The following is a 6,694-nucleotide window of genomic DNA, read 5'->3' as shown; positions in this document are numbered from 1 at the left end:
CGGCACCCGGCAGCCGTCGCGGCCCGGGTCCGTGCCCCCGGACCGGAAGTGCATCGGGTCCTGGATCAGCTCCCTGGGCATCTCGGCCTCCGGCAGGCCCAGTTCCTCGCCCTGGTAGAGATAGACCGCGCCGGGCAGGGCCAGGGAGAGCAGCGCGGCCGCGCGGGCGCGCCGGGTGCCGAGGGCCGGATCGGTGGGGGTGCCGAAGGCCTTGGCGGCGAAGTCGAAGCCGGTGTGGGCCCGGCCGTAGCGCGTGACCGTGCGCGTCACGTCGTGGTTGCACAGCACCCAGGTCGCCGGGGCGCCGACCGGCGCGTGCTCGGCGAGCGTGCTCTCGATGGACGTACGCAGGGCCCGGGGCTCCCAGGGGCACGACAGGAAGGCGAAGTTGAAGGCGGTGTGCAGCTCGTCGGGGCGCAGATAGCGGGCGAAGCGCTCGGCGTCGGGGAGCCACACCTCGCCGACGAAGACCCCGTCGTACGCGTCGGCGACGGTCCGCCACGAGCGGTAGATGTCGTGGAGTTCGTCGCGGTCGACGAAGGGGTGCGGGTCGACGCCCTCGGTGAAGTCGGGCAGGGCAGGGTCCTTCGCGAGCAGGGCCGCGGAGTCGATCCGCACCCCCGCGACACCGCGCTCGAACCAGAAGCGCAGCACGTCCTCGTGCTCCCGACGCACCGCCGGATGCGCCCAGTTGAGGTCCGGCTGCTCGGGTGCGAACAGATGGAGGTACCACTCGCCGTCCGGAACACGGGTCCACGTCGAGGCGGTCGGCGAGAACTGCGAGGGCCAGTCGTTGGGCGGCAGTTCGCCGTGTGCGCCGCGGCCCGGACGGAAGTGGAACAGCTCGCGCTCGGGGCTGCCGGGGCCCGCCGCCAGCGCCGCGCGGAACCACGCGTGCCGGTCGGAGACGTGGTTCGGGACGATGTCGACGATCGTGCGCATCCCGAGCGCCCGCGCCTCGGCGATCAGCTTCTCGGCCTCCGCGACCGTGCCGAACGACGGGTCGATCAGGCGGTAGTCGGCGACGTCGTAGCCGCCGTCGACCATGGGGGAGAGGTACCACGGGCTGAACCACAGGGCGTCGACGCCCAGTTCGGCGAGGTGGGGCAGCCGGGCGCGGACGCCCGCGAGATCTCCGGTGCCGTCGCCGTCGCCGTCCGCGAAGCTGCGTACGTACACCTGGTAGATGACGGCCGAGCGCCACCAGGCGGCGTCCGGCGCGGGGGTGACTGCCACGTGACGGTTCCTTTCGGGGAGGCGGGGGCGGGATCAGCCCTTGAGGCTGCCCGCGGTGAGGCCGCTCATGATGTGGCGCTGGAAGACTAGGAAGACGACGAGCGTGGGCACCGAGGCGAGGGCGAGGGCGGCGAGCAGCCAGTTCTCGGGGACGCTGGCGGCCAGCGAGTAGATGCCGACGTTGACGGTCTGCTTGCCCGGGTCGGGCAGGGTCAGCATCGGCCAGAGGAAGTCCTTCCAGACCGCGACCACCGCGAAGATCGACACCACGCCGAGGACCGGCCGCGAGACCGGCAGGACCACCGACCACAGGGTGCGCAGCGGCGACGCGCCGTCCATCGCGGCCGCGTCGAGCAGCTCGCGCGGGATCGAGTCGAAGAACCGCTTGAGCAGGAAGATGTTGAAGGCGTTGGCGACGGAGGGAAGCCAGATCGCCCAGGGCGAGTCGACGAGGTTGCGGCGCACGATCGGCACGTCGAGCACCGTCAGGTACTGCGGTACGACGAGCACGGCCGCGGGGATCATCAGGGTGGCCAGCATCGCGCCGAGGATCGCCTTGCCGAGGACGGGCCTGAGCCGGGAGAGCGAGTACGCCGCCGTGACGTCCAGGACGAGCTGGAACGCGAGCGCCCCGAGCGCGTAGTAGGCGGTATTGAGCAGCAGCCGGGCGAGGTCCAGCACGCCCCACGCGTCCGCGTAGTTGCCCGGGCGGACGCTCTCGGGGACCAGGGTGGGCGGCGTGCGCACGAACTCCTGGGGCGACTTGAGGCCGCTGGTCACCATCCAGTACAGCGGACCGATGAAGACCAGCGTGAAGAGGCCGAGCACCAGCACGAAGGCGGTCCAGTAGAGGAACCTGCCCCGTGGTCGGCCCAGTCGGGCCGGGGAGATCAGGGTTCTCGTCGACATGGCATCCCCGTTCAGTCCTCGCCGCCGGCCCGGCTGAGCCGCGCGTACGCCGCCGAGAACCCGGCGAGGAGTACGAGCAGGACCAGGCCGAGCGCCGCCGCACCGCCGTAGTTGTCGAAGGTGAACGCGTACTGGTAGATCAGCTGGACGACGGTGAGCGTCGCGCCCTCCGGGCCCGCGCCGCCGGTCAGCAGGAACGGCTCCACGAACACCTGCATCGTGGCGATGATCTGCATGAGCAGCATCAGCGACAGGACGAGCCGGGTCTGCGGGACGGTGACGTGCCAGATCTTGCGGAGCACGCCCGCGCCGTCCAGCTCGGCCGCCTCGTACAGTTCGCCGGGGATGCCCTGGAGCGCGGCGAGGTAGATCAGGGTCGCGCCGCCCATGTTCATCCAGGTGGCGGCGACGACCACGGAGAGCATCGCCGTGGCGGGGTCCTGCAGCCACTGCTGTGCCGGCAGGCCGACGGACTCCAGGGCCCGGTTGAACAGGCCGTGCCCGGGATCGTAGAGGTACTTGAACAGCAGCACCGAGGCGACCGGCGGCAGCATCACCGGGAGGTACACGAGCAGCCTCAAGTAGCCCCGGCCGTGCCGGAATTCATTGAGGACCAGGGCGACGACGAACGGCACCGCGAAGCCGAGGAGCAGCGCGAGCCCGGTGAACGTCAGGGTGTTGCGCCAGGCCTGCCAGAACGCCGGGTCGTGGAAGACGTACGTCAGATTGGACCAGCCGGCCCACACCGTCTCGCCGCCCTCGCTCTTCTGGAAGGCGAGGACGACCTCGCGGACCATCGGGTACCAGGAGAAGAAGGAGAAGCACAGGGCGGCGCCGATCAGGAAGCCGTGCGCGGTCAGCTGGCGCCGCACCGCGTGCCCGGCCGGGCGCTTGAGCGGGACGTCGGAGGTCACTGGTTGGCCAGCACCTGGTCGACCTGGCGCGCCGCGTTCTTCAGGAGCTTGTCGGGGTCGGCGTCCGGGTTGGTGAGGACGGCGGACATCACGGTGTCGAGGACCTTGTAGACCTCCTGCGCCTTGGGCGGTTCCGCCCTGCCCGTGACCGGGTGGTCGGTGAACGCCTTGAAGTTCGCCACCGGCATGGTCGAGCTCGCCGCGCGCGCCTTGTCGTCGTCGGCCTTGGTGGCGCCGGTCCAGAAGTTGGGCTGCGGCAGCCCGACGGGCAGTCCGTCGGCCTTGGTGCGGGCCCAGTCGAACTGGCCCTTGCCGGGGGTGAGGAACTTGAAGTTGATCCAGGCGATCGCGGCCTTGATCCGGTCGGGCGAACTGCCCTTCTTGATCATGTAGTCGTTGCCGCCGAACAGCGTGGCCTTCTGTCCCGGCATCGGGCCCATCCCGAAGTCCCCGTACTTCGCGCCGAGGTTCTGCACCATGTACGTGATGTCGTCGGGCGCGGCGAGGAACATGCCCAGCTTGTCGGCGGCCATCTGCTTCTGCAGGTCACCCCACTTGAGCAACTGCGTCTTGCCCATGCTGTCGTCGTCCCAGCGCATGGCCTTGAGGGTGTCGACGATCTGCCGTCCGGTGGCGTCGTCGAAGGCCGCCTTGGTGCCGCTCCTGTCGACGATGTCGCCGCCGAGGCCGTAGGCGGCGGCCGTGAAGTGCCAGCCGCCGTTGTTGCCGGCGCTGTACTCGCCGAAGCCGGCGATGCCGTCGCCGAGCGCGGCGATCTTCTTGGCGGCCGCGCGGACCTCGCTCCAGGTGGTCGGCGGCCTGTCGGGGTCGAGCCCGGCCCGCTCGAAGAGCGCGCGGTTGATGAGCAGGCCCATCGTGTAGTTGCTGTAGGGCAGGCCGTAGAGCTTGCCGTCCTGCTTGAGGACGCCGAGGACGTCCGGGTCCATGTCCTTGAGGGCGGGCACGGACTCGGGGGTGACATACGCGCTGATGTCCTCGGCGCCGTCGTTGTCCAGGACCTGCTTCAGGTCCGTGAAGTAGGTGTAGAAGACGTCGGGTTGGGACTTCGCCTTCAGCATCGCGGTGAAGCGCGGCGGTTCCAGGCAGGGGTCGGTCTGCTTCCCCTCGATCGTGACGTTCGGGTACAGCGCGTTGAACGCCTTCACGTCCTCCTTCCACTGCTTGAGCTCGGCCTTCTCCGCGGCCGGCGGCATGCAGTCGATGGTGAGCGTGACCTTGGTCTTCTTGTCCAGCGGCGCGGCGGCGTCGGAGGACCCTCCGCCGCTGCCGCCGGAACCGCCGCCGGCGCTGCTGCTGGTGCCGCAGGCCGCGAGGGCGGTCAGCGCGGTGAGGGCGAGCGCGGGGGCGAGGAGTGGGATGCGCGAGCGTCGTGAGCTTCTCATCGGGGAGACCCTTCGCGGACAGGAAACGGCACGCACTGTGGGCGGCGCTCACTCAAGCACCGCCCACAGAAGTCCGCAATATGTCGCGCGAAAGTCGCAAGAAATTGACAGCGCTGCGTATGAGAGTTCAGTCGCGCGGCGCCTGGCCCGTCGAGCCCCGTACCACCAGCTCCGGCTCGAACAGCAGCTCGTCGGCGGGCACCGCGCCGCCCGCGATCTGCAGCGCGAGCAGCTCGACCGCGGCCCGGCCCATGGCCTCGATGGGCTGGCGCACCGTGGTCAGCGGCGGCTCGGTGCAGTTCATGAACGCGGAATCGTCGAAGCCGACCACCGACACCTCGCCCGGGACGGCCAGCCCCCGGCGGCGCGCGGCGCGCACCGCGCCGAGCGCCAGGGGGTCGCTCGCGCAGACGATGCCGGTGACCCCCGCGTCGAGCAGCCGGGACGCCGCGGCCTGGCCGCCCTCCAGTGAGAACATGGCCCGCGCCACGTGCTCCTCGGGCAGCTCGCTCCCGGACCGCTCGGCCAGCGCGCGGGCGGCGGCGAGCTTGCGCCGCGAGGGCTGGTGGTCGGCGGGGCCGAGCACCAGGCCGATGCGGCGGTGGCCGAGCGAGGAAAGATGGCGCCAGGCCTGCTCGACCGCGACCGCGTCGTCGCAGGACACGGCCGGAAAACCGAGCCGCTCGATGGCCGCGTTGACGAGGACCACCGGGATCTTGCGGGCGGCGAGCCGCTTGTAGTGCTCGTGCTCCGCGTCCGCCTGCGCGTACAGACCGCCGGCGAACACGACGCCGGAGACCTGCTGCTGGAGGAGCAGCTCCACGTAGTCGGCCTCGGAGACCCCGCCCTTGGTCCGGGTGCACAGGACCGGTGTCAGGCCCTGCTGGGCGAGCGCCCCGCCGATCACCTCGGCGAAGGCCGGGAAGATCGGGTTCTGCAGCTCGGGCAGGACCAGGCCGACGAGCCGGGCCCGCTCGCCGCGCAGCTGTGTGGGGCGTTCGTACCCCAGGACGTCGAGGGCGGAGAGCACGGACTGGCGGGTCGCCTCGGAAACGCCGGGTTTGTTGTTGAGCACCCGGCTGACCGTGGCCTCGCTGACCCCGACCTTCTGTGCCACCTGGGCAAGTCGTCGCGTCATGCACGCAAGATTAGTGCAAATCTTGCGCGGTGTTTGCGGCTTTGACAGGTCGAAACATGGGATGTTCCCATGTCTGACGGAAAGTGAGCGGGCAGCCGCGGCCGCCGGGACGGCGGCCGGGAGCGCCCAGGAGAGTCAAGAGAGCGAAGGTGCCGACCGATGCCGTTGCGCAGTGCCGCGCGGACCAGCCTCGTCGACCTGGTCATCGCCCAGATGGAGAGCCTCATCTCCGACGGCGAGTGGCGGGTCGGCGAGAAGATCCCGGCCGAACCGCTGCTCGTGGAGCAGCTCGCCGTCGGCCGCAACACCGTGCGGGAGGCGGTCCGCGCGCTCGTGCACACGGGCATGCTGGAGCCCCGCCAGGGCGACGGCACGTATGTGCGGGCGAGCAGCGACTTCGGCGCCGCGGTGCAGCGCAGGCTGCGCAGGGCGGACGTCCTCGAGGCGTACGAAGTGCGCGCCTGCCTGGAGCGTGACGCCGCCCGGCATGCGGCGCGGCGCCGCACGGACGAGGACCTCGCGACGCTGCGGGCCGCGCTCGCCGAGCGCGCCCTCGCCTGGCAGAGCGGCAACACCGCCGCGTTCATCGACGCGGACATGGCCTTCCACCGCACGGTCGCCGACGCCGCGCACAACAGCGTCCTCGCGGAGCTGTACGCCCACCTCAGCGACGCCCTGCGCGAGACGCTCCAGTCCGTCGTCGCCGCGCCCGTGCCGGACCCGGTACGCCATCAGCTCGACGCGCACGAGGCGATCGTCGACGCCATCGAGGCGCGCGACCCGGAGGCCGCCGAGGCCGCGGTGGTCGCCCACCTCAACGAGGGCATGGCCGCGCTGCGCGACCAGCCCCTGGACGACGACAGCACCGGCCGTGACGCCGGCCGTGACGAGCGGGGAGGGGCACATGTCTGAGGCGTCAGCCGCCACGGCGGGGTCGGTGCCGGAGGAGGACACGGAGGTGTCCATGGCGCCGATACCCGACCGCTCCGGCCGTCCCGGGGAACCCGGGCAGTCCGACCGGCCCGATCCGCACAGCCACCCCGAGAACCCTGATCACCCCGAGAACCCCGATCACCCCACCCTCCCCACCGGCC

The 6,694-nt window shown here is 71.1% G+C and carries 6 protein-coding genes and 1 pseudogene; 2 read left to right on the top strand and 5 right to left on the bottom strand.

All coding sequences use genetic code 11. The features are described 5' to 3' along the window. The 5 genes from AOK22_RS34690 to AOK22_RS34670 all read right to left on the bottom strand — a co-directional run. Positions 1-1,236: alpha-amylase family glycosyl hydrolase (locus AOK22_RS34690; RefSeq protein ID WP_055702687.1), on the bottom strand; the 1,236-nt coding region annotated here is incomplete at its 3' end. A 33-nt stretch (positions 1,237-1,269) separates the two neighbouring features. Then, positions 1,270-2,145, bottom strand: a complete 876-nt coding sequence (locus AOK22_RS34685; protein ID WP_055702686.1) for a carbohydrate ABC transporter permease — start codon at positions 2,143-2,145, stop codon at positions 1,270-1,272. A gap of 11 nt (positions 2,146-2,156) precedes the next feature. Next, the gene (locus AOK22_RS34680) at positions 2,157-3,059 is read right to left on the bottom strand and encodes a carbohydrate ABC transporter permease (protein WP_055702685.1); all 903 of its coding nucleotides are present in this window, start codon (positions 3,057-3,059) and stop codon (positions 2,157-2,159) included. Further along, positions 3,056-4,462 (bottom strand): ABC transporter substrate-binding protein, encoded by a 1,407-nt coding sequence (locus tag AOK22_RS34675; protein ID WP_055702684.1) that lies wholly within the window; start codon positions 4,460-4,462, stop codon positions 3,056-3,058. The genes AOK22_RS34680 and AOK22_RS34675 overlap by 4 nt, the downstream gene beginning before the upstream one ends. A gap of 127 nt (positions 4,463-4,589) precedes the next feature. Beyond that, complete coding sequence (locus AOK22_RS34670) at positions 4,590-5,600, bottom strand: LacI family DNA-binding transcriptional regulator (RefSeq protein ID WP_055702683.1); 1,011 nt, start codon at positions 5,598-5,600, stop codon at positions 4,590-4,592. Between the two features lie 159 nt (positions 5,601-5,759). On the opposite strand from AOK22_RS34670, the gene AOK22_RS34665 reads away from it, so the two are divergent. Then, entirely contained in the window at positions 5,760-6,512 is a 753-nt protein-coding gene (locus AOK22_RS34665; RefSeq protein ID WP_055702682.1) for a FadR/GntR family transcriptional regulator, read from the top strand. Further along, positions 6,505-6,694: pseudogene (locus tag AOK22_RS34660) on the top strand (hypothetical protein); the annotation flags it as partial. The gene AOK22_RS34665 and the pseudogene AOK22_RS34660, both read left to right, overlap by 8 nt.

Origin of the sequence: Streptomyces silaceus (assembly GCF_001419745.1) — a bacterium.
GTDB classification, from domain to species: domain Bacteria; phylum Actinomycetota; class Actinomycetes; order Streptomycetales; family Streptomycetaceae; genus Streptomyces; species Streptomyces silaceus.
This window is presented reverse-complemented; position numbering and strand designations above follow the sequence as displayed.

Bases quoted from the DNA above. Each gene is read 5' to 3' on its own strand.
- AOK22_RS34675 (WP_055702684.1), bottom strand. From the start codon at position 4,462: ATGAGAAGCTCACGACGCTCGCGCATCCCACTCCTCGCCCCCGCGCTC.
- AOK22_RS34665 (WP_055702682.1), top strand. From the start codon at position 5,760: ATGCCGTTGCGCAGTGCCGCGCGGACCAGCCTCGTCGACCTGGTCATC.
- AOK22_RS34685 (WP_055702686.1), bottom strand. From the start codon at position 2,145: ATGTCGACGAGAACCCTGATCTCCCCGGCCCGACTGGGCCGACCACGG.
- AOK22_RS34670 (WP_055702683.1), bottom strand. From the start codon at position 5,600: ATGACGCGACGACTTGCCCAGGTGGCACAGAAGGTCGGGGTCAGCGAG.